Source organism: Arthrobacter sp. StoSoilB13, from assembly GCF_019977255.1.
Taxonomy (GTDB): domain Bacteria; phylum Actinomycetota; class Actinomycetes; order Actinomycetales; family Micrococcaceae; genus Arthrobacter.
Map to the genome: position 1 here is coordinate 1256561 of NZ_AP024647.1, position 18880 is coordinate 1275440.

At 62.2% G+C, this 18880-nt stretch carries 15 protein-coding genes and 1 pseudogene; 3 read left to right on the forward strand and 13 right to left on the reverse strand.

The window, feature by feature from the left end; translation table 11 throughout:
- The first annotated feature begins 18 nt into the window (after positions 1-18).
- On the forward strand, positions 19-813 hold the full coding sequence (locus LDP01_RS05940) for a MoaF C-terminal domain-containing protein (protein WP_224090889.1): 795 nt from the start codon (positions 19-21) through the stop codon (positions 811-813).
- Positions 814-949: 136 nt separating this feature from the next.
- Here LDP01_RS05940 and LDP01_RS05945 read toward each other — a convergent pair.
- Positions 950-2426: pseudogene (locus LDP01_RS05945) on the reverse strand (amino acid permease).
- Between the two features lie 237 nt (positions 2427-2663).
- On the opposite strand from LDP01_RS05945, the gene LDP01_RS05950 reads away from it, so the two are divergent.
- On the forward strand, positions 2664-3632 hold the full coding sequence (locus LDP01_RS05950; protein ID WP_224090890.1) for an AraC-like ligand-binding domain-containing protein: 969 nt from the start codon (positions 2664-2666) through the stop codon (positions 3630-3632).
- Positions 3633-3654: 22 nt separating this feature from the next.
- Here the strand turns inward: LDP01_RS05950 and LDP01_RS05955 are convergent, their stop codons facing one another.
- The 6 genes from LDP01_RS05955 to LDP01_RS05980 are packed head-to-tail and all read right to left on the reverse strand — an operon-like array spanning position 3655 to position 10436.
- Positions 3655-5265: a sulfatase-like hydrolase/transferase gene (locus LDP01_RS05955; protein ID WP_224090892.1), complete on the reverse strand. Its 1611-nt coding sequence runs from the start codon at positions 5263-5265 to the stop codon at positions 3655-3657.
- Positions 5262-6116 carry an ABC transporter ATP-binding protein gene (locus LDP01_RS05960; protein ID WP_224090894.1) on the reverse strand — a complete coding sequence of 285 codons (855 nt, stop codon included), beginning with the start codon at positions 6114-6116 and terminating at the stop codon, positions 5262-5264. The genes LDP01_RS05955 and LDP01_RS05960 overlap by 4 nt, the downstream gene beginning before the upstream one ends.
- Complete coding sequence (locus LDP01_RS05965; RefSeq protein ID WP_527249058.1) at positions 6113-6892, reverse strand: ABC transporter permease; 780 nt, start codon at positions 6890-6892, stop codon at positions 6113-6115. The genes LDP01_RS05960 and LDP01_RS05965 overlap by 4 nt, the downstream gene beginning before the upstream one ends.
- On the reverse strand, positions 6892-7665 hold the full coding sequence (locus LDP01_RS05970; protein WP_224090898.1) for an ABC transporter permease: 774 nt from the start codon (positions 7663-7665) through the stop codon (positions 6892-6894). The genes LDP01_RS05965 and LDP01_RS05970 overlap by 1 nt, the downstream gene beginning before the upstream one ends.
- 27 nt (positions 7666-7692) lie before the next feature.
- The gene (locus LDP01_RS05975; protein ID WP_224090899.1) at positions 7693-8685 is read right to left on the reverse strand and encodes an ABC transporter substrate-binding protein; all 993 of its coding nucleotides are present in this window, start codon (positions 8683-8685) and stop codon (positions 7693-7695) included.
- Between the two features lie 47 nt (positions 8686-8732).
- Positions 8733-10436, reverse strand: a complete 1704-nt coding sequence (locus LDP01_RS05980) for an amidohydrolase (RefSeq protein WP_224090900.1) — start codon at positions 10434-10436, stop codon at positions 8733-8735.
- Between the two features lie 235 nt (positions 10437-10671).
- Here LDP01_RS05980 and LDP01_RS05985 point away from each other — a divergent pair, with 235 nt between their 5' ends.
- Positions 10672-11283 (forward strand): TetR/AcrR family transcriptional regulator, encoded by a 612-nt coding sequence (locus tag LDP01_RS05985; protein ID WP_224090901.1) that lies wholly within the window; start codon positions 10672-10674, stop codon positions 11281-11283.
- On the opposite strand, the gene LDP01_RS05990 is transcribed toward LDP01_RS05985, so the two are convergent.
- The 6 genes from LDP01_RS05990 to LDP01_RS06015 all read right to left on the reverse strand — a co-directional run bounded on the left by LDP01_RS05990 (position 11274) and on the right by LDP01_RS06015 (position 18819).
- On the reverse strand, positions 11274-12692 hold the full coding sequence (locus LDP01_RS05990; protein WP_224090907.1) for an MFS transporter: 1419 nt from the start codon (positions 12690-12692) through the stop codon (positions 11274-11276). The two genes, LDP01_RS05985 and LDP01_RS05990, sit on opposite strands and share 10 nt — an antisense overlap.
- Before the next feature lie 87 nt (positions 12693-12779).
- Positions 12780-15788 carry an AAA family ATPase gene (locus tag LDP01_RS05995; protein ID WP_224090908.1) on the reverse strand — a complete coding sequence of 1003 codons (3009 nt, stop codon included), beginning with the start codon at positions 15786-15788 and terminating at the stop codon, positions 12780-12782.
- Positions 15785-16960, reverse strand: a complete 1176-nt coding sequence (locus tag LDP01_RS06000) for an exonuclease SbcCD subunit D (protein ID WP_224090909.1) — start codon at positions 16958-16960, stop codon at positions 15785-15787. The genes LDP01_RS05995 and LDP01_RS06000 overlap by 4 nt, the downstream gene beginning before the upstream one ends.
- 71 nt (positions 16961-17031) lie before the next feature.
- Entirely contained in the window at positions 17032-17955 is a 924-nt protein-coding gene (locus LDP01_RS06005) for an MIP/aquaporin family protein (protein ID WP_224090911.1), read from the reverse strand.
- 109 nt (positions 17956-18064) lie between these two features.
- A complete protein-coding gene (locus tag LDP01_RS06010) occupies positions 18065-18409 on the reverse strand; it encodes a DUF202 domain-containing protein (protein ID WP_224091073.1) in 345 nt (114 codons plus the stop codon).
- 53 nt (positions 18410-18462) lie between these two features.
- Positions 18463-18819, reverse strand: a complete 357-nt coding sequence (locus LDP01_RS06015; RefSeq protein WP_309929050.1) for a YidH family protein — start codon at positions 18817-18819, stop codon at positions 18463-18465.
- Positions 18820-18880 lie beyond the last annotated feature (61 nt).

Sequence of the window (18880 nt, forward strand, 5' to 3'; positions counted from 1 at the left end):
AGCACTGAGAAGGAACCCATGAGCCTGAATCTTCTTGATACCTCCAACTGGCTGCCCCTGGACGGTTTGGCGCCCGGCTTCGATGCCAACAAAGCCCCCACCGTCCAGGATCTGGCGGGACGGGAATTTGCCGTCCGCAGCGATGGCGTGCCCATGACGTTCAGCTTTGATGACGAAGAAGTCCAATGGGCTGCGGCTGGAAACAGCGGGACGGCATCCTATGAGGCCTTCCTCGTAGCCGATGAGCTCTACTACGCCCAATGGCACAGTCCTGTGGAGGAAGGCCTCGCCGTTTCCTTGATCCTGGACCTCGCCAACGGACGCGCGCTCTACGTCGGCGCTCTTCTGGGACACGCATCCCCCGGCTCAACGGCAGTCCAGCACGATTTCCGCGCTGGAACCCTCGAGGGTTTCAGCGCCAATGGAACAGCCATCGCGGAGAGCACAGGCCTGATCGGGCGGCGCGTCGAATGGGTGTACAGCGATGCCCACGCCTACGAACACATCTACCTCAGCCCTACCTGGTACACCTGGCAGTGCCTCGCCGGACCGGAGCGGGGCCTCGCAGACACCGATTCCAATACCGTCTTCGAAATCCGGCCCGGAATTTTCGTCTTTACCTGGCGCGAAAAGGTCATCCCGTGCGGCTCCGTGACCATAGCCGATCATCGGAGCCCCAAAGCAATCCGCTCACATGGCAGCCTTTTCGGCTGGGATGAGGCTGGCACCAAGCCTGTGCATTTCACGTTCGGCGCCCACGGCCGGTTGATCAGCATCACCCACCACAGCCCGGAGCTTGACCCTTCGGTGTAGCTGGCCCGGCTCGAATCAATCGAAGCAACAAGACACGAAAGAAAGCCCCGGCACCAGATTTGAACTGGTCACCCGCCGGGGCTTTCTTTCGTGCGGTGCTTCCGCGTACGGAACAGTCTCAGTCTTCGAAACAGTCTCAGTCTTCGGAGCCGTGGCCGATCCGGGCATAGAGCCCGGGCTGCGAGCGCCGCAGGCGCAGCCCCCACGCAATTCCCACCAGGCCCGGCAGCAGCACTACCAGCGGCAGGACGAATGTTGCCGCCGTCGATTCCGTCTGGCCGAGAAGGACGTTGAAGTTGGCAAGGATGAGCACAAACACTACCGCCAGGAAAACAAAGCCAAGGCCGGGCGCAACAACCCGCACCCACAGGCTGGCACCATGCCGGTTCCGGCGGAAGAAGCCAATCACTGCGGCGGACACTACGGTCATGAGCAGGACCAGCCCCATGGCACCGCTGTTTGTCAGCCAGGTGAACATGGTCAGCACGGGATACAGTTCACCAAGTTCAGAACCTGATCCCGCGATGGCGAAGGCAACAGTCACGACGACGGCAATCACCGTTTGCGCCAGCGACCCCGCAAAGGGTGCGCCACTCTCTGTGCGGACTGCTGCGAAGAACGGTGGGATGACGCGCTCCCGGCCCCAGCGAGAAGAAGTATCGCGCCACTGCGTTGTGGAAGCTGACCAAGGCGGCGAAAAGGCTGGTCACGAACAGGATCTGCGCGATATCACTCAACAGCACGCCTCCGTTGGTGCCCAGGAAGGCGAAGATCATGTCCGGGCCACTGTTGGTGGCTGTTTCAATGACTGCGGATGGGCCTGCACCGACGGTCATTGCCCAAGCGGAGGCGGCATAGAAGAGGGCGATGATGGCAACCGCTGCGAAGGTAGCACGGGCAACGGTGCGCTGGGGATCTTTTGACTCTTCGCCATAGATGGCCGCCGATTCAAAGCCCATGAAGGCGGCGATTCCGAAGGAAAGGACTGCGCCGATGCCGGGGACGAACAGGCTTTCGGGGCTGAACGAGCCTGCAGAGACTCCTTCAGGTGCCACAGCCAGGCTGATGACGTCATAGGCGATGACCACCAGGAATTCCAGGGCCACCAGGACGCCCAGCACCTTTGCCGAGAGATCCACCCGGTTGACTCCCAGCCAGCCCACAATTGCGATGCAGACCAGCACTGGGATCCACCAGGGAACGCTGATGCCGAGCCTTGCCGAGAGCAGTGAGGAGACTGTGAAGCCGAAGAGCCCATAGATGCCTACCTGCATAAGGTTGTAGGCCATCAAGGCGACCAGCGAGGCTCCCACACCGGCCGGCCTTGAAATGCCTTGGGCAATGTAGGCGTAGAAGGCGCCGGCGTTGGTGACATAACGGCTCATAGCCGCGTACCCTACTGCGAACAGTGCCAGGATCCCGCCGAGGATCAGGAACGAAAGCGGGACTCCTGTCACCCCGGTGACAGCGAAGGTGGTGGTCACCCCGCCCGCAAGGACGGTCAGCGGCGCGGAGGCCGCAATAATCATGAAGGTCACGGCCGGGACGCCCAGACGCCTCTTGGTGTCTGCGGGCCCTGCGATCTTGCGCTTAACGGGGTTATCCACGCTCATTGGTTGTGCTCCTGCCTCGGTGCCGGACGGAGATTGCGCGGCACGGTGTCGGTCATTCGCAATCTTCCTCCGCCAAGGCACCGCGTGACTTGTCTCACAAGGCAAGGTGTTTGTCAGTGCACGCAAGCACAGCCCGCGTAAAGTCCCCCGGTGTAGAATCGTGGGCAAGCTCACGTCCGCGCTGGTGGCATTCAGTACCGGCGCCATCAGGTACGGCGGGCATTGAAAGGGAATTTGATGACCGTCGCGGCTGAGACCGGCCCCGCAACCGTGCACACAGTGGTGGCGGATTCATTCCAGGAATGGAGCCGGGCCATCTCAGCATCCTTCGTGCCATTACTGGCCAAAGGCCCTGAACATCCCAAAGACAACCACTTCCACGGGACCATGCGGGCCAGGGTCCTGGGGCAAATTTCCGTGGTCGAAGTTACGGCTGGTCCCCATACGGTCCTGCGAACGCCTGAGCTGATCGCCAAGTCCACCGGACGGTTCTTCAAGCTCAGCATCCAGCTCTCCGGCTCTGGCCGCCTGGTTCAGGACGAACGCGAAGCCGTGCTCGGTCCCGGGGACCTCGCCATCTATGACACCTCCCGCCCTTACCAACTAACGTTCGACGACGACTTCCGCACTTTGGTGCTGATGTTCCCGCACGTCCTCCTTGACTTGCCGGCCGAAGCCATGGGCCACGTAACCGCCCTCCGGATACCCGGGAATGAAGGCCTCGGCGAGCTCATCAGCCCCTTCCTCGTCAGGCTTGCCGATAACCTCGAAGCCCTTTCAGGGGCCAATGGCCTCCGCCTGGTCCACAATGCACTGGATCTCGTCACTACCCTGTTCAACGGCGAACTGGACCAGCTCATCGAGACCGGCCGCGATCCCCACCTCCTCCTTCTGGGACGGATCCACGACTACATCGAGGCCAATCTGGGTGACCCCGAACTTTCCCCGGGAACCATAGCCGCCGCCCACTACATCTCCACCCGGCACTTGCACGATCTTTTCCAGGAGATCGGCACCACCGTGGCCTCATCCATCCGGCAGCGCAGGCTCGAACGCTGCAGGCGCGACCTCCTGGACCCTGTCCTGGCAGACCGACCGGTCACGGCCATTGCGGCGCGGTGGGGATTCACTGACGCAGCCCACTTCAGCCGGATCTTCCGGGCTGCGTTCGGCAACTCCCCCACCGGCTACCGCAACAGCCACTAACGGTGAAATGCCCGGCAAATGACTAGGCTGCCGCCGTCGGAGCTGTGCCTTCATCTGCCACGGCAGCCATCTCGTTCAGCATTGCCCGCAGCAGGCGCCCCTCCAACCCGGCGAAGGCAGGATCACCGGCCCGGTTGAGCAGTTCGCCTGGGTCTGTGCGGTGATCGTACAGTTCGGCGACGTCGGTACCGAAGTAAAGCGTCAGCCTGCCCTCTGCTGTGATGACCGTCCGCATCCTCACCGGCCCGGGGAGTCCATCGAGTCCGAATGGCTGCTCTTCCTCCACCAGCAAAGCATCCCGGTGCCTCTGCGCAGATCCTTGCAGCAGAGGAACCAGGGAACGGCCCTGGATACCCCGGTAGGGCGTCGAACCGGTGAGCTCGAGCAAGGTTGGTGCCAGGTCGGCACTGGAAACGAGGGCCTGGGTGCGGGCCGCCGGGATGCCCGGAACGTGCACGATCAAGGGAACATTCGTCACCGCACGGTAGTGGACAAAGTGTTTGAGCATGAGGCCGTGGTCCCCGAACAAGTCTCCGTGGTCACTGGTGAAAACGATGATGGTGTCCTCGGCCAGGCCTTGGCGATCAAGCTCATCCAGGATTCGGCCGATGTGCTCGTCCATCATGGTGATCAGGCCGTATTGTGCCGCCGCCGCATGCCTGTATTGTTCCTCCGTTGCTGCCCAGGTCATGGTGGGGTCCGGGTTCGGATGGCCCCGGTGTTCCATCATTGCCTGGATATGCGCCGGAGACGCCGAGTGATCCTGGTCGAATCCCAGCGGCAGGGGCAACGCACCAGGATCGTAGAGGTCCGAGTAGCCTGCCGGGGGTGAAAAGGGGTGGTGGGGATCAGGGAAGGAGACAAACATGAAGAAGGGCTGGTCCTGGCCCGCCGCGTCCTTCAGATGCTCGATTGCCTTCTCGCCCACATAGCTGGTGGGATGCACTTCAGGGGGAATGGCTGTCTGGTACACCTGGTCCCATCCGCCATACCGGCTGGCGGAGTTGCCTGCACCTCCCAGCGTTTCGGGGTCGACGCCACGTTCCCTGGCCCAATGGACATAGTGGCCTCCGGGCCGGTCCCCATGACCAATGACGAGGTCCACGTGTTGGTAGCCGTAGTAGTCGGCAGGGAGCCCGATGAAGCGTTTATCGTGCGCCTCCCGGTTCTCCCACTGATCCCAACCGGGAGCGTAGCCGGGCCGGCGGGCGTCACCAACTGTTGGATCCAGGAGCATCGGATCGGTACTCCGGATCTCCTTGGCCTGGTGCGGCTCAAACTCCCACCCCATGTTTTGGTGGTGCAGTTTTCCTACTCCCACAGTGCGGTAACCGCCGGCTGCCAAGGATCCGGGAACAGTCTGCGTCAACGGATCCAACGTGATTCCATTGCAGCGCGTCCCGTGCGCCGAAGGCCACCGGCCAGTCATCAAGCTGGCCCTGTTGGGCATGCAGGTAGGGTTCGCCACCGTCGCATTGTCGAATACCACGCTCCGGGCTGCGAGCGCATCAAGGTTGGGCGTCCGGACGACATGATTGCCACCGAAGCCCAAGTGGTCGGCCCGCAATTGGTCCGCGATGAAGAACAGGACGTTGGGCCTGCCCTTGGCGGCACTGCCGCGCTCCCGCGTCATACCGGCCTCTTGATGAGGGACAGCACTTCCGTGCGCTGGCGTGCGAACTCCGGAAGCGAGCGCGTGGTGATCTGGTCGCGCGGAGCCGGCAGGTCGACGTCGACGATCTTCAGGACGCGGGCCGGCTTGGAGCCCAGGACCACAACGCGGTCTGCCAGATAGACGGCCTCGTCGATGTCATGGGTCACCACCAGAATGGTCATGTTGAAGTCCTTCCTGATCTTCAGGCACAGGTCTTCGAGGTCGAAGCGTGTCTGTGCGTCCACCGAAGCGAAGGGCTCGTCCATGATAAGGATCTCCGGCCGGTATGCGAGGGCACGGGCAATCGCCACACGCTGCTGCATGCCGCCGGATAACTGCCACGGGTATTGGTTGTCGGCGTGGGAAAGCCCGACGGCGGCCAGTGCGCTGTCGCAGCGTTCTTTCAGTTCCGCTGCGGGCAACTTGAGGTGCCGCAAAGGAAGAACGAGGTTCTTCCTGACCGTCAGCCACGGCATGAGCGAACGGTTGTAGTCCTGGAAAACCAGCGCCATTTCCGGCGGTGGGCCACTGATGGTACGGCCATCGATGGCCGCCCGTCCGCTGCTGGCCGGATGAAGCCCGGCCAGGCATTTCAGGAGGGTCGTCTTTCCGACGCCGGAGGGACCGACGATGCAGACAACCTCGCCGGCATCCACGGTGAAAGTAAGGTCTTCGATGACTGCATGGGATTTTTCGCCACTCCCGTAGCTCTTGGCCAGGTGAGCCACGTCCAACCGTGGAGTGGTCGCGTTGATGCGGGTTTCTGGTTGCTGTGCCATGGCGGACTTTCTGTTTCGGGTGGAAAGGCTCGGGGCCTGTCGGATGCTCATGCTGCACGCGCCATGCGCCGGGAGCCGATGTACCAGGAGAGGACCTTGCGCCTGAGCAGGCTGAAGAGGACATTGACAAGGAATCCGATGACGCCCAGGAGCAGGATCCCGGCCCACATGTCCGCTGTCATGAAGCTCTGCTGCGCGAGCAGCGTCATGGCTCCAATGCCTTGGGAACTGCCCAGCATCTCGCTGGCGATCATCACGATGAAGGCAACCTGAAGGCTGACCTGCAAGCCGGAGAAGATTTGCGGCGCCGCCGCGGGAAGCAGGACGTTCAGGACGCGCTCCTTCCGGGTCAGCCTATAGACCCTCGCCACATCCATGAGGTCGTTGCCCACCCCACGGATACCGTCCACGGTGGCGATCATCGTTGGGAACAGCGCGGCCAGCGCGATGCTGGTCACGCGCATCTGGGTGCCGAATCCAATGAGGGAGATGAAGATCGGCACCAGGGCAACCGGCGGTATTCCCCGAAGGAAGTGGATCAACGGATCCACCATCCAGCGAACCGGGGGAACAAGAGCCGTCACGAACCCGATGGCAATCCCCGCAAAGGCTGCGATGGCAAATCCCAGGAACAGGTTTCCCAGGCTCAGCAGCACATCTGACTGGAAGTGCTCAAAGAGCCAGAGCTCCTGGAACCGGCCAACGATGGTGCGCAACGGCGGGAAGAAGGGGTCAAGGGAGCTCTCGGACTGGAACCACCAAGCCACCAACAACAGCACGGGCGCTCCGGCGCCGATCAACCAATTTCTCATTGTGGGGTTTCTCATCACGGCACCACTTCACGGTAGGACTCATGCCAGTGCAGGACACGGCGCTCGGCCAGCCGCGTGGCACCTTGGAACAGGAGGCCCAGAACGCCCAGGACGATCACCAGGCCGTAGAGGCTGGCATAATCACCGGCCGCCTGGGCTTGGTAAATGCTTTGGCCCAGGCCCGGGCCACCGCCGAGCAGACCCGCTACCACAGTGACCACCAAGGCGGCCGGGGCAGCAACCCGCATGGCTGTTCCGATGTAAGGCATGGCGCTGGGCAGGACCACGCGGGCCAGGATTTCGGGCTCGCGCATGCCGTAGGAGCGGGCAGTGTCCCTGGCAACGGGATCGGTGCTCTGGACTCCGTCGACAGTCTGCATGACGATCGGGAGGAGGCAGCCGAACACCACCAGGAACAAGGACATCTCCCCGGTTGGGCCCAGTACCAGCACCGCCAAGGGAAGAATGACGATGGGCGGAACGGGCTTCAGGAACTCCAGCACCGCCAAGGTAGCGAACCTGACGGTCTCAAAAGTCCCGACAAGCAGGCCCAGGATGACGCCTGCCACCGCGGACAAAGCCAGCGCGAGCAGGGCGATCCCGATCGTGGCTCCCAACGAGGACCAGAACGTAGCCGTCCCCAGGATGGTTGCCAGGGTGCTGAAAACAGTGGTGGCTGGCGGCAGGGCATTTCCTGCCACCTTTGCCTCGGCAAGGACCTGCCAGATGACCAGCGCTGCCGCAATGCCCAGCGCACTGAAGGTCAATGGGCGGATGGACCCTTTCATAATGAGCCTCCCATGTTCGGTTCGCGCCTACTTTCCGAAGACAAGATCGCCCGGCAGCTTCACGGGTGCACTCAGGAAACCGAGGTCCGCAAGGTTCTTGTTGGCCCTTTCAATGTCCTCCGTGCGGACGTCCTCAGGCCAGTAGTTCACTGCTCCTGATTTGACGACGTCCAGCGGGGTCTTGGTGATCTCGGCGCTGAGTTGCTGTGCCTCTTCGATGTGGCCATTGGCGTAGGCATTGGCCTTATAGATAGCTGCCTTGAAACCCTGCAAGGCCTTCTCCTTGGATTTCACGGTGTTGGCACCCGAAACCCAGAGGCCGATTGCGCCCTGTTCAAAGAATTCGACGCCCGGCGATGCCAGCAGCCTGTTGCCCTCGGACATCGCCTTCGACGTGAAAGGTGCAACGAGCGACGCTGCATCGACGCGTCCCGAGTTCAGGGATTGAAGGGCCGATGAAGGATCCAGGACCATCCAGTTCACCTTCGCGGGATCGCCGCCGTCGTCCTTGACGAGCTTGCTGACGGTGACTTCCAGTTGTGCCTTGCGGGCCGGGACGCTGACGCTCTTGCCTTCGAGGTCTTTTGGCCGGGAGATCGACGATGCCTTCTGGACCAGGAGCCCTGTGTCATCGACCCTGTTGAGGTCGCTGGATTTCCCTGCGCCGTCTTTATAGCCATCAGCAGCAGCGATGATTTTCAGTGGCACGTTCTGGCTCAGCGCATTCAGCAGCGGGATGGAGGGTGTATAGGTGAGATCGATCTGGCCGCTCTGGGCGGCTGCAATACCGGCGGGCGGGTTGGCAATAACGGAAGTCTCGACATTGAGACCTTGTTCCTTGAAGTAGCCCTTGTTGATGGCGAGCTGGATCGCGGCATCGGATCCGATACCGATGGTACCCACCTTCAGTGTGGTGGTCCCGTCAGCGGCCGGGGTGGAAGCCGGGCCTGACCCGCCGCCGCAGGCAGCAAGTGCCATGGACAGGACTGCGGCCAGTGCCAAAGGAAAACTGCGTCGCATGTGGTGCTCCTTGAATCGCGAAATGGTTGGAACGGAGGGGTTTTGTTCTAGCTGTTGGATTGGTGGACTATGCGGCCACCGCTCAGGGTGAGCCTGACCTCGGCGTCGAGGAGCTTCTCGATCTCCTCGTCATCCGGCCAGGGGTTTGACAGCAGGCAAAGATCTGCGGCCATTCCCGGTATCAGTGCTCCTTTGAAATGTTCTGCGTGGTCTTGCCAAGCTGCGCCTATGGTCATGGCGGCGAGCGCTTGGAGTCCGGTGATCCGTTCAGGATCGCCGGGGCTGCCTGGCGTGGAGCGGGTGGCACGACGAACAGCAGCCGCCACAGTCCGGCGCCAGTCGGGACTGGTGACGGGAGCGTCAGAGGCCAGGTTGAAGTGCACGCCGGCCTCCAGAGCGGAATGCAGTGGCTGGTGGCGGGAGAACCGTTCCTCGCCCAGTACCTGGCGCATCATGTCCCCGGCTTCCTCGCGGATCAGCGGGTTGGTGCTGTAGCCGATGTGGTGGGAAGCCATGGTGGCCAGGGTTTCGGTATCAGTGAAGGCGCCATGGATGATGTAGTGGCGATTTCCTGCCACTTTGGAGCCGGCTTCAGCGGTTCCATCGGCCGCCGCCACAATCGCTTCCACGGCCGCGGATGTGGCGGCGTCGCCCGTTGCATGGACTCCTGCCTGCAGTCCCGAGTCGTTGATAAGCCGAAGTATCCGGTGGAGTTCGGCAACTCTTTGGGCGTCATCGGCACCTTGGATCACCAGGTGGCCATGCGTGCAGGCGTTTCCATATGGTTCGCTCATCCACGCGGTACCACTGCGCGGAATGCCGTCGGCGAATATCTTGACGCCGGCAATCCGCAGCTGCTCCGGATCGATGCCCCGGTTCACGTAAGTGTTGGCCAGTCCGCTTCGCAGGCCCTCGTCGATGGCCTTCGCATCGGCTCCCCCGGTCCCCGCGAACAGCATCAGGACATTGATCCTTAGTGTCAGTTCACCATCTGCGGCGAGGTCACCTAGTAACTCAAGTGCCGCCGTCGAGCCCGCACCGTCCATAAGTCCGGCACTGGCAGGGCCCAAACCCGGATCTGTCAGCGACGTAATGCCCAGCGAGTGCAACTGTTCCTGCAATTGCAGCAGCGCAGGGCGAAGCGTCGCGTTCGGCACCGGCGGCATCATCTTTGAAACCAGTTGCATGGCGCCGTCCTGAAGAAGGCCAGTTGGGCTGCCATCGCCGGCCCGCACCACTGTGCCACCGTCGATGTCTGCCGTAGCAGCAGTGATGCCCGCCCGACGCAGCGCTTCACTATTGGCGAGAAGTTGATGGCCTGTGCGGTCGAACGCAACCACCGGGGTACCGGGGCGGCAATCCAGCAAATATCCGCTTGCTGGTCCGAGCAGCACTTCGTCCCAACCATGCGCACGAACCCAGCCGTCCTCCCCTGCTGGCGCCCTGTTGATGATGTCCACCACAGCCGCCCAATCCGGTGCGATTGATGGATCCAGCCGCACGTAGCCAAATGCGGCCATTGCCGCCGAAACGAAATGCAGGTGGGCGTCATTGATTGCGGGAATGAGAGCGCCTCCGGCGGCATCCACAACCACGGTGCCGGGCCCAACCGCCCTCGCAGTGTCTGTACTTCCGAGTGCCAGAATGCGTCCATCCCTGATGGCCAGGGCGTCTGACATCCGGTCCGGTTTTGCCGGGTCCATCGTGTGGACCGAGGCATTGACGATCACCAGATCGGCAAGTTCTTGCATCGGTTCTCCTCAGGTCACTGCATCCCATGTGATGCAGGCAACAAGTTCTAGAAAGAAGTATGTCGTCTGACTGGGTCACTTGACTAGGTTTTCCGGTAAAATTCTTTTCAGGGGTCTTTCCAAAGGCTCCACGGCATTGCCAGGAGCCAGCCCGGGCGCAGAACGCCTAGGATCGATGAGACCGATGATCAGCGTGCCTGATCACGGATATGACTAAGGACAGGAAGGGGCGCGGATGGCCAGGGTTCCCGCCGAAGCAAGGCGGCTGCAGTTTGTTGAGGCTGCGGCACGGGTCATTGCCCAGGATGGGCTCGCCTCGGCTACAACGCGCCGGATCGCCAATGAAGCCGACGCGCCGCTTGCGGCACTCCACTACTGTTTCCGTAGCAAGGACGAGCTTCTGGAAGAGGTCTACAACTTCCTCAGCCGCGATTATGCGAAGGCATTGGAACCAGTGGCTGATCCCGGATTGGGCCTGCGCCATATGATCGGAGCCCACGCCCGGCGAATCTGGACGCGCATGCTGGAGAATCCGCATGAGCAGGTGACCACCTTCGAGCTTTTGCTCCGGCGATTCCGCGTCGAGGTCGATGACCAGCCCCAGGCCCTGCTGATGAACCGCTCCATGTACGACGGCTGGGTCAGTTCAACCCTGGAACTGTTCCGGGGCGCGGCAGATGCCGCCGGCGAGCCAGTCCCCCACAATCTTGAGGACGTCACCCACCTCTTCATCTCCGGTATAGACGGCATCAGCATGCAGCATCTGGCCGACCCCGACGAAGAACGGTCAATGCGCCTTGTGGAGCTAATGGCCCGCTCCCTCGCCGGAGCACTGGACTACGACTGAGGCTGACGCTTCATGACCAGGTAAGTCAGAACTCCAAGCACGAACAAGCCCGCTGCGGCAGCCAGGGACACGACGAAGGCTGCACCAGGCCCCTGCGCCTGCGCCAACTGCCCGGCAAGGTAGGAACCAAGCGCGGTACCGGCCACGATCCCACTGGCAAGGGCCGTCATCACCGTGGCCATCCGGCCGGCCGGGGCAACCACGCCACCGATGCTGAACACCGTGACCATGACTGGTCCCACCGGGATGCCCAGCAAAAGCAGCACGAACACCATGGGCCAAATGCCTGCAGGAACCAGCAACAACAGTGCGAACAAGGACATCGCCAAGGCAGCTGCTACCCATCGGGCGGCAAGGCTGAAGCGCTGCGGCCAGAACGCAACGGACAGCGCCGCCACGGCTGAGCTCAAGCCCATGACGGAGTACAGGAGGCCGGCAATTTCCGCCGTAGCGTACTGGGCAGAAAAGGCGCTCAGGGCGTTCTGCGTAGCACCAAAAAACGTGCCCATGCACACCATTGCCACAACCGGCACAGCCACAACCGCGCCCGCCCGGCGACCCCCTCGCTTTGCTGCACGTTCACGGGAATTACCCACGACGGCGCCGGCAGCCTTACGGGGTGCCGGCACCACGGCATTTTGGCTGGGGTGGACGGCGAAGGCGGGTACAAGGGTGATGGTCATGAGCGCTGCCAACGCCAAAGGCAGCCAAGGAGCAATGAGGCTGGCCAGAATTCCAACCAGGGCAGGTCCGAGCACGAACGTAATCTCGTCAGCAGTGCCCTCGTAGGAAAGTGCCGTGTCCAGATCGGCACGGCTGGCCGCCACGCTCCGGCCTCCGTTCGCCGGCACTCCCGCTCCTGCTGCAGGAGCATCCTTCGTGGAAACAGTGGCCATGCGGACCGATGACAGGTTCCGGGTGGTCAGCGCCATCCAGCGAACACGGGCCATGGGGCCGACCTGCGGGCAGCTCGCCCCGGCCAGGAAACCTGCCACTAGCACGCCCGCAGCGTCCAGCACGGAGGCAGAAGTCGGGGTCATATAGGCGGCGCCAAGAAGGCCGAGGACGGCCAGAGTGTTAACAACTGCCGCAACGAGCAAAACGATGCGCTGGCCGGCACGATCGGCCAATGACCCGAGGACGGGAGCTCCCACTGCTGACCCGATACCCACTGCTCCGGCAGCCATGCCGCCAATTGCGTAGGAATGACTCACCGCTGTTACCAAGGTCAATGTACCCACGGTGAGCATTGCCAACGGGAGTCTTGCGAAGAGGCCAAGAGGCAGGAACCCTGGCCCTGCGAGTTCAGGCAGCCGCGCGAACCTTCCGGGCAGGCGGGACCGGTTGGTGGACGGCGTTGGGGTCTGATGTGAAGGCAGTGGCTTGGAAGCCAAAGAAGATTTTTCCATTGTTCCGGGTTCGCTAAAGTCTGCGCATCGTCCCTCCTCCCGATGCGCGCAACCCGGTGTAACGGATCAAGTCTATAGGATCCGGGCTCAGGCAGGCATTTCTTCGGCAACAACCACCGAGGAACCATGCCTGCCCTTGATTACGTGCAGCTGACTGCTGATGCGTTGCTTCATTTCTGCGACATGGCTGACCAGCCCGACAACCCTGCCGCCGTCGCGCAGCCCCTCCAAGGCGTCCATGACCTGTTCCAATGCTTGCTCGTCCAGGCTTCCGAACCCTTCATCGACGAAGAGCGTCTCAATATCCACTCCCCCGGCCTCCTGCTGTACAACGTCAGCCAGGCCCAGGGCCAATGACAAGGAGGCCATGAAGGATTCTCCGCCTGAGAGCGTGGATGTGTCACGACGCTGGCCCGTCCATTCATCCACCACTTCCAGTCCAAGACCTGATTTCTGGTTGCGTGCCGCCCGGGCGTCGGTGTGTTGCAACGTGTAGCGGCCATCGCTCATGGCAACCAGCCTCTCCGAAGCTGCGATGGCCACCTGCTCCAGCCGGGCAGCCAGGACATAGCTGTTCAAGCTCATGCGGTAACTGTTATCCCCTGCGCCACGAAGGGTGTCTGCAAGCCCACCCAACAAGATGGCATGCTCGCGCGGTTCCCTCCCCGCCTCGGCCAGCTTTTGATACTCGGCGCGGATCCTCTGCACAGACTGGACTGCTTTATGTGCGAGCCCCGCGGAAAGCGCAAGCGCCTTTGCCGCGTCCATGGCATGGGCAGCCCCAGTCCTGGCGACGCTGAGCTCGTCCTCCGGCAGGGGAAGCTCGCCGATGCTGACTTCCTTCGCTGCCATGACGAGTTCCTCGGCGGCAAACAGCTCATCCAGCCGGGCAGCTTCGGCCTCGAAATCCGCGAGTGCGTTCTCCAATGCCACAACATCCGACGGTGGCATGAGCTGGCGACGCACATCCTCGACCGATGAAAAACCGGACCCGGGCAGTGCCCGTTCCAAGGCAGCAAGCGCCTCCAGGCGCGCAGCTGCGGCACGTTCGAGTTCGTTCGCGGCATCTACGGCAGCCTGAAGCAACAAACCCTGGGATGTGAGAGCTTCTGCCCGCTCACGAAGGCTGGCGAAGCCCTGTCCCAGGCCGGCCAGCTCGTTTTCAAGCGCAAGATACTGTTCCTGGAGTAACTCGACAGCAGAGCTTGCTTGCACTGCGGCATTCGTTGAAGCGGCATGTTCCTCTTGCAGGAGGGTCATGCGTTTGATGAGGCCCTCATGCTCTTTGCGGAGCTTCTCCAACGCGACAGAGGCCTTTCGGGCTTCGGTCGCCGCAGCTTCGGATGCGACCAAGCGGGCGGCTGATTCCTCTGGATCTGCGGAGCCACCCTGGGCAGCCAGGCCCGCCAGCAGCTGCGCGGCTCTTGATACCTCCTCCGCGATGCGTCCCAGGGCTTTCTCGCTGGCTTCAAATAGTTTGCTGGCTTCTTCCTCTTCCTGGGCGATGGAAAGTGCAGAACGAGCTGCGGCCGCGGGATTCGGATGCTCGTTGCTGCCACAAACGGCGCAAGGCTGTCCAGGCACAAGGGCTGCCGCGAGTTCACCGGCCGCATTGGCCAAGCGCGCCTCCCTCATGTCAAGCCATGCTTGCCTGAGGTCCTGCGTTTTGTTGCGGGCACGGGCGTGGCGCTCAGTGACGTCCTGCAACCCGGCGGCGGCAGCTTCATGACGGGACACAACCGACACCAGTTCGGCCGCAGCGGCCGCCTCCCGTTCCAGGTCTTCGATCCGTGCAGCCGAGGGTTCCAGTGCTTCCATCCCCGTCTTCACCGCCGCTTCCTCGGCTCGAAGGTGTTCCAGGGACTCTGCTGCTGCCTGGGCGGCCGCCAGGTGGCTTGAGTGTTCTTTTCGCTTGGCTGCGAGCCGCGTGGCCACCTCTTCCATGCGCCGTTCATCTGGAAGCCGGGCTTCGAGGACGGCAAGGGTGGTCTTTACTGTCTCAAGCGCAGCAACAGGATGTGCAGCATCCAAACCTTTGGATTCAAGCTGCTCCCGGGAGCTGTCCCTCTCCTCCAAGGCCGAACGGAACTTACGTTCCGTGGCCTCCACGGCGTCCAGTTGTCCCCCAAGGACGGCCGCACGACGATGTGCTCCCAGCTTTTCCTTGTTCTCCAGTGCCCGCGCTGCAGCTAATTCATGCAGAACACGCCGCTGCATTCCAGCAGCGAGCCTGGCATGCCGTTGGGCCTTCTCCTGGTCCTCCTGAAGTTGTTCCGCAAGCCGTACGGCCCGTGCATCAGCCCCAGTGGCCTCGTCTTTACGTCGCCCGGCTTCTTCCAGCAGCTCCATCTCCAAGGCCGCGAACCATGCCTCTGGCGCCTCGACAGCCGTCTCCACATTTGCCGGCGCATCAGGAAGGCCAAGCTGTTCCCGTTCTGCGGCTGCCCTGTCAAGCAGCATCTTCAGTTCGGCCGCATTGTCCTGCACGGCGCGCGCAGCTTCGGCCGCCTGCCGCGCAATGTGCTTCTCCACGGACTCGAAGCGCTGCGTCCCAAAGAGCTTCTGGAGGAGCTCGAGCCGATCGTTGGCTTTGGAGCGCAGGAAAGCCGCAAAGTCACCTTGGGGAAGCATCACAACGCGCGTGAACTGGTCCCGGTCCATACCCAAAAGCTCGGAAAGCTCGGCGCCGACTTCGTCATTCCGCGAAGATTTTTCCTCCCAGACTCCGGAAACCCACTCCCGCAGCAGGGTCTTGGCTTGTTGGGTGGTGAAGCCGTTCCGGCCCCGCGCGCTGGGGCGTTCCCATGCCGGGGAACGGCTGACTTCGAAACGCCTGCCCCGCGCGGAGAATTCGCACACGACACGCGGTTCAGCACCCGGCGCTGCATGATCGCTGCGAAGGCGCTTACCTTCCTGGCGTGCACCCGGAACGGAACCATAGAGGGCGAAACAGATGGCGTCCAGGATGCTGGTCTTGCCGGCCCCGGTGGCGCCGTTGAGCAGAAACAAACCCTGGGCACTAAGTTGGTCGAAATCAATGTGTTGCGAGGTCGCAAAAGGCCCGAAAGCCTCAATTTCGAGTCGATGGATTCTCACAGTTCAGCCTCCTCCAGCCGCACGGCCTCAAGGGCGGCGCGCAGGGCAGCTTCTTCCGCAGATCCAGGACTGCGTTCCCGAACGTGTTCCAGGAATCCGCAGCAGACCTCGAGGTCGTCCTGGGCTGCTGCCAGCCTGCTGCTGTAGCTGGCTTTTTCTTTGGCCCCGGCACCCTCGGGTTCAAAGGACAGGACCAAGGTGTCAGGGAAGCGGGTTCGGAGCTGCTCCATTGCCTGGACGGGCCGTTCGGCATCCGTGAGCGTGATTTGGCAATAGGCAGCTTCGGCCCAGGAGTGCTCGCTGGATTCAAGGAGATCGTTCAGCTTGCCCCTCAACACGGCCAGGCTCTTGGCAGCTTCCCAAAGTACTTCGTGGACAGCAACGCTTCCATCGGCATCGATGTCCACCAACCACGCGCCCTTGCAATGTTTGGCTTCGGAGAACGAATACGCCAGTGGGGAGCCGGAGTAGCGGACATTCGGGGCCAGTTCCTGCCTGCCGTGCAGGTGGCCGAGTGCCGCGTACGCAAAGTCCTGGAAGAGATCCAACGGCACGGCGCCCAGCCCTCCGATGCTCAAGTCCCGTTCACTGTCCGAAGTGATACCTCCGCTGGCGAAAGTGTGTGCAAGGACCACCGGATGCACTGCGCCCGATGCACGGCGGTTCTGGAGGTCGCGCCGAATCCGCTCGGTTGCTTCACGGGTGACCTCGAAATGACTCGCTGTCTCCACCTCCAGCCGCTCCGCGACGAGCCGCGGTTCCAAATAGGGAATCCCATAGACAGCAAGTGTCGCGCTGCTCTCCCCATTTTTTCCGAAGGGAACAAGCACGGGAACATCCAGGTCCTCGACTCTTGTCCTGAGATGGACGCCGCCGCGTTCAAGCAAGCGTGACGCGAATCCGAGCCGAATGGCGGAATCGTGGTTGCCACTGGTGAGCACTACGGTGGCCCCGGCTTGGGTAATACGCACCAAGGCGTCGTCGAGAAGTTTGACGACATCCAGTCCAGGCAGGGCGCGATCATAGACGTCACCCGCAATGAGGACAACGTCTACAGACTTCGCTTCCACGAAGGACACGAGCTGGTCCACAAAACCGCGCTGGGCTTCAAGCATGCCAACGCCGTGGAATGACCGGCCGAGATGCCAATCGGAGGTATGGAGTAAACGCATATTTTCAAGCTAACTGTGGGCACCGACAAAAAAGCGCAGACAGGCCGTCCGGCGTCGATCCTGTCAGCCTCCTAGCCCTTCTTGCCGTCAAAGAAGTCGCGCGCGTCATCTGCAGCAGCTTCTTTCCGGACGGTCCCGGTCTCCACTGCCGCTGCCTCTGCCTCTGCCTCTGCCTGGAAATCGTCAGTGTCATCGGCGTCCAGGTGCTCGCCCTCGATAGTTCCGGCCGTCGCTGACGCCGCGTCATCTTCAGGGGTGGTGGCGGAGGAGGCGTAGCCAAAGCCACGGAAAGCGAGTCCGGCCAGCGCGGCGCCCATCAGTGGGGCTACCCAGAAGAGCCACAATCCTTCGACGGCCCATGACGGGCTGAAGAAAGCCAGTGCAGTTGCGCGTGCGGGATTAAATGGAAGGTTGCCAAGGACCTGGCCAAACTGCAACAACACGGCGACGCAAAGGCCCACGGCAAAGGGGGCCACAGCAGGAAAGGCACGGCGTCCGGCAGTCGCTCCAAGGAACACCGCAACCAGCAAGGCGGAGCCAATAACTTCAACGATCAAGACCCCTGCCATCTGGGTTTGGGCGGCAGCATGCTCTCCATAACCGGCCGCCACAGAGCCGAAGGCAGCCCGCGCATCCGTCAGGACCGGAACCGTCAGAACCACAACGTAGGCCAAAGCTGCGCCGATCACGCTGCCGATGATCTGCGCCGCAAGGTAGGCAACAGCTGCCAGCGCCCGGACGCGGCCGGCGATCAGGTTGCCCAGAGTGATTATTGGATTGAAGTGACCGCCGGAAACATGACCGAAGGCCAGCATGGCCACCGTCACCGTCAGGCCGGTCGCAAGTGCGGCGGGCAGGGGCGCTGATGAAGGGTTCGAGAAGATCGACACGCCCACTGCCACGAGCACAACAAACATCGAACCGACGGCTTCAGCAGACAGCCGCGCGAACAGCCCCGGTTCGTGGTCGGTCGTGGCTTGCAGAGGAGAGGTCATGTCGAATGATTCCTTACGGTTGGTGGTGTGGACGCGGGGCAAAGCCCTTGAGCATCCTGCCAGTTGAGTCTGGACGGTTGCTGGGTCCCGGCTGACTACCGATCCGAGCTTAGCCGCCCAAGGCAATGGCCGCGATCGCAGTTAGGCCAAGCCCTATCACGGCCAGGGTGCTGACAAAGATGAGCCGTGCCGAAGCTGCCTCGGTTCCAGCATGAAGCTGGCGTGATCGGACCCACACCACAGAAGCCAGGACAACGGTGGCGGCAGCAGCCATGAGGGCGCAGATACCTTGGTAATCCAGCCCGGGAAGGCCCGGAATGAGATGGCCCGTTGAGGGCTCGGAGGTAAGCCAACTGCGCCAGATGAACAGATCCACCACCACCAGCGAAATGAGGGTTCGCCGCCAGGCCAGCGTGGTCCGTTCCGGCTGTAGACCGGGATCACGGAGGTCCATGCTCAACGTGCGGGCCTCGTCATCATAGAAACCTCGTCATCGCGCAAACCCGGTCATCGCGCCACCAAAATCAACACGGCGAAAGCGAATGCCGCCACGGCCACCACGATCGTCATGAGCAGCATGACCCAGGAGAACGGCAAGGCTTCATCGTTGCGCATCGCAGCTTCCATTTGCCCCCACCTGCGGTATGACAGTGCGGCCAGGCCGGCGCCGATCAGGGACAGGAGCACACAGAGGACGATCCTGACTGGCTGGGGGGCAATGTTGGGAGCCAGTTGATCGATGGCAATGGCCCCGGCGAGCAACGCCAACGACGTCCGGATCCACGCAAGGAAGGTCCGTTCGTTCGCCAAGGAGAACCTGTAGTCAGGTGTCTTGCCTGTCCGTCGCCAAGCCGGTTCACGCACGTCATCTCTCCAAATTTTCCTAGTGCTGGGCAGCCTCCCAACCATATCAGCGGCCGTCCAC

Bases quoted from the DNA above. Each gene is read 5' to 3' on its own strand.
- LDP01_RS05975 (WP_224090899.1), bottom strand. From the start codon at position 8,685: ATGCGACGCAGTTTTCCTTTGGCACTGGCCGCAGTCCTGTCCATGGCA.
- LDP01_RS05965 (WP_527249058.1), bottom strand. From the start codon at position 6,892: ATGAGAAACCCCACAATGAGAAATTGGTTGATCGGCGCCGGAGCGCCC.
- LDP01_RS05990 (WP_224090907.1), bottom strand. From the start codon at position 12,692: ATGGAAAAATCTTCTTTGGCTTCCAAGCCACTGCCTTCACATCAGACC.
- LDP01_RS06000 (WP_224090909.1), bottom strand. From the start codon at position 16,960: ATGCGTTTACTCCATACCTCCGATTGGCATCTCGGCCGGTCATTCCAC.
- LDP01_RS06005 (WP_224090911.1), bottom strand. From the start codon at position 17,955: ATGACCTCTCCTCTGCAAGCCACGACCGACCACGAACCGGGGCTGTTC.
- LDP01_RS05970 (WP_224090898.1), bottom strand. From the start codon at position 7,665: ATGAAAGGGTCCATCCGCCCATTGACCTTCAGTGCGCTGGGCATTGCG.
- LDP01_RS05940 (WP_224090889.1), top strand. From the start codon at position 19: ATGAGCCTGAATCTTCTTGATACCTCCAACTGGCTGCCCCTGGACGGT.
- LDP01_RS05955 (WP_224090892.1), bottom strand. From the start codon at position 5,265: ATGACGCGGGAGCGCGGCAGTGCCGCCAAGGGCAGGCCCAACGTCCTG.
- LDP01_RS06010 (WP_224091073.1), bottom strand. From the start codon at position 18,409: ATGGACCTCCGTGATCCCGGTCTACAGCCGGAACGGACCACGCTGGCC.
- LDP01_RS05980 (WP_224090900.1), bottom strand. From the start codon at position 10,436: ATGCAAGAACTTGCCGATCTGGTGATCGTCAATGCCTCGGTCCACACG.
- LDP01_RS05960 (WP_224090894.1), bottom strand. From the start codon at position 6,116: ATGAGCATCCGACAGGCCCCGAGCCTTTCCACCCGAAACAGAAAGTCC.
- LDP01_RS05985 (WP_224090901.1), top strand. From the start codon at position 10,672: ATGGCCAGGGTTCCCGCCGAAGCAAGGCGGCTGCAGTTTGTTGAGGCT.
- LDP01_RS05950 (WP_224090890.1), top strand. From the start codon at position 2,664: ATGACCGTCGCGGCTGAGACCGGCCCCGCAACCGTGCACACAGTGGTG.